General features: G+C 49.2%; 4 protein-coding genes. All 4 read right to left on the bottom strand.

The genetic code is table 11. The features are described 5' to 3' along the window. Positions 1–305 (bottom strand): ExbD/TolR family protein (locus ACO0K1_RS19940; RefSeq protein WP_423028921.1); only part of this gene is annotated, 305 nt, incomplete at its 3' end. A 25-nt stretch (positions 306–330) separates the two neighbouring features. Further along, positions 331–768 (bottom strand): ExbD/TolR family protein, encoded by a 438-nt coding sequence (locus tag ACO0K1_RS19935; protein WP_423028919.1) that lies wholly within the window; start codon positions 766–768, stop codon positions 331–333. Between the two features lie 166 nt (positions 769–934). After that, the gene (locus ACO0K1_RS19930) at positions 935–1,798 is read right to left on the bottom strand and encodes a MotA/TolQ/ExbB proton channel family protein (protein WP_423028917.1); all 864 of its coding nucleotides are present in this window, start codon (positions 1,796–1,798) and stop codon (positions 935–937) included. Positions 1,799–1,910: 112 nt separating this feature from the next. After that, positions 1,911–2,577 (bottom strand): energy transducer TonB (locus ACO0K1_RS19925; RefSeq protein WP_423028915.1); only part of this gene is annotated, 667 nt, incomplete at its 5' end.

The following is a 2,577-nucleotide window of genomic DNA, read 5'->3' as shown; positions in this document are numbered from 1 at the left end:
TGATTTGGATTGCTCGCTACTTCGGTGAGCTTGCTTTCCAATTCCGCACGGCTCGCCAATGCGGCGCCATTCCACAACACCGTACCGTCAAAATCAACGTCAATGTTCACCACCACTGGCGGCTCCGTTGGCTTCGATGGTGTGTTGGTCGGCATATTCAGATTCACTGAGTGATTCTGAATAGGGATCGTGATGATCAGCATGATGATCAACACCAACATCACGTCGATCAACGGCGTCATGTTCATTTCTATCATCACTTCCGGATCGGCTGAAGAGCTGCCGGAACCTATTTGCATTCCCATAATCTTCCTTTATGTACCCGCTCAATTAGCCGCGTGGTGGTGGTTCGATCACGAAGCCCACTTTTGCTATCCCTGCGCGTTGGGCGTTGAGGATCGTTTTGCCGATAAATTCATAACGAACGTTTTGATCGCCGCGAATATTGACTTCCGGTTGCGGGACTTTCACTGCTTCTACTTTGAGTTTCTCGAACAAATCTTCCGTACCACCTGGCAGCGGACGCATGCCGCCATTCCAGTAAATATCCCCATCTTTACTTATCGAGATGGTGATGTTTTCTGGCTTGGTTTTAAATATCTGGTTGGTTTCTGCCGGCAGCTTGAGCTTCACTGTATCTGTAATCACCGGCGCGGTGATCAGGAAGATAATCAGCAAAACCAGCATGACGTCTACCAATGGGGTGGTGTTGATGGTGCTATTGACTTCGTCTTCGCCATCACCATCGTTGCCGATTGCCATTGCCATAATGTGTCTCTTTCGATTACTTATACATTTAAAACTACTACCTCTTCACCACTTCAGAATTACTGACAGACCAAACAAGCTTCTTGTTGCTCCGCTTTCTGCTCTGCTTTCTTTCTTTAATCTCTGTGGTGAGAGGTTTTCGCTTTTTGTTATTGCTATTGCCTGATTACTTCTTGGCAACTTTGCTCATACTGCCAGACAACACAACAGAGTGCAGGTCAGCTGCAAATGCACGAACTTCTTCCATCGAGCTCTTGTTGCGACGTACCAGGAAGTTGTAACCCAACACCGCTGGAACCGCTACCGCCAAACCGATCGCCGTCATGATCAGCGCTTCACCCACTGGACCTGCAACTTTATCGATCGATGCCTGACCGGACATACCGATCGCTGTCAACGCATGGTAAATACCCCATACTGTACCGAACAAACCAACGAACGGTGCTGTAGAACCCACTGTCGCCAAAAATGCCAGACCATCTTGCAAACGGCTTTGAACTTTATCAACAGCGCGTTGGATAGACATAGAAACCCATGTGTTGAGGTCGATTTGTTCTAACAATGCGCCTTCATGGTGTTCAGTCGCTTTGATGCCTGAATCAGCGATGAAACGGAATGGGCTGCCTTCTTTCAATGTCGCAGAAGCAGCCGCTACAGAGCCAGCTTTCCAGAATTTAGTACGTGCATCCGTTGCCTGACCGGACAATTTCACTTGATCGATGATCTTTGTGATCAGAATGTACCAGGAACCCATGGACATGATTGCCATGATGATCAATGTGCCTTTAGCGATAAAGTCACCTGTTTTCCACAGTGCATCTAAGCCGTATGGGTTTTCGATGACTTCTTTCGTTGGTGCGTCAGCGGCTGCAGGTGCTGGTGCTGCGTCAGTCGCTGCTGGTGCAGTTGCGGAAGCTGCTGGTGCTGCTGTGGAGGCTGCAGAAGCAGCTTCTTCAGCAAAAACTGGAGCAACAACAGTAGCGCTCAAGGCCAGGAGGGCAGTCGCCAGGAATTTGGACAAAGATTTCATAAACTTACTTCCTTACTCAGTTAATTAGATTTAAATATCGTCGATTCTCATCGAACTATTTTTATTCAGTTTGCGCAGCTACGCTACGCAGGCTTTTAAATTAGTCTAGCTATTAGTCAAGCTTCCACACGTACTGAACTTTCGTCCATGTCGCTTGCGGTTTGCCATCCACAGTACCTGGTTTGTTTTTGCAAGAGCCCGACATCAACTGTGCGCGCACTGCATTGTCCAAACCGCGAAAACCGCTGGATTTGTCGATCTTGACGTCTGATACGGCGCCATCGGCACCAATCAATACTGACAAGACCACGGTACCGGTCTCTTCATTACGTAAAGACGCACGTGGGTACTCTGGTTTGCAACCACTGACGTTAAAGTCAATCACACCTGGCACTGTTACCGGGCCAGTTGCTTTTGCTGGCTCTGGCGGCGCTGTTTGCTGTGTTTTAGCAAACACCGGGTTGTCCGGCTTCACGTTCGACACTGCGCTGATCGTGTTTTGCTGTGGTTGCTGCTGTACTTGCACTTCCGGCGGCGGAATAAATGGTGGCGGTGGGGCCAACAGTTTCGGCGGCGGTGGTGGTGGCGTGTCTGGTGGTGGTGGCGGAGGTTTGACCTCTTCCACTATTTTTGTCTCCATGGGCTTTTGGATGATCTGTACGATCTTGTTCCCCAAGCCATTGAGCAGCGCATACAACAGCACCACGTGAAATGCTAATACCAGCCCCAAGCCGATAAACTTCTTGCCCGGCTCTTGCTGGCGATCTGAAAAATCCATT

Source organism: Undibacterium sp. SXout20W (genome assembly GCF_049340285.1).
In the GTDB taxonomy this organism is placed as follows: domain Bacteria; phylum Pseudomonadota; class Gammaproteobacteria; order Burkholderiales; family Burkholderiaceae_D; genus Undibacterium.
Note: the sequence above shows the minus strand (reverse complement) of the source record. Positions and strands in the feature narration are given on the sequence as shown.

Excerpts from the sequence above, each read along its gene's own strand:
- ACO0K1_RS19930 (WP_423028917.1), bottom strand. The coding sequence starts at position 1,798 with ATGAAATCTTTGTCCAAATTCCTGGCGACTGCCCTCCTGGCCTTGAGC.
- ACO0K1_RS19935 (WP_423028919.1), bottom strand. The coding sequence starts at position 768 with ATGGCAATGGCAATCGGCAACGATGGTGATGGCGAAGACGAAGTCAAT.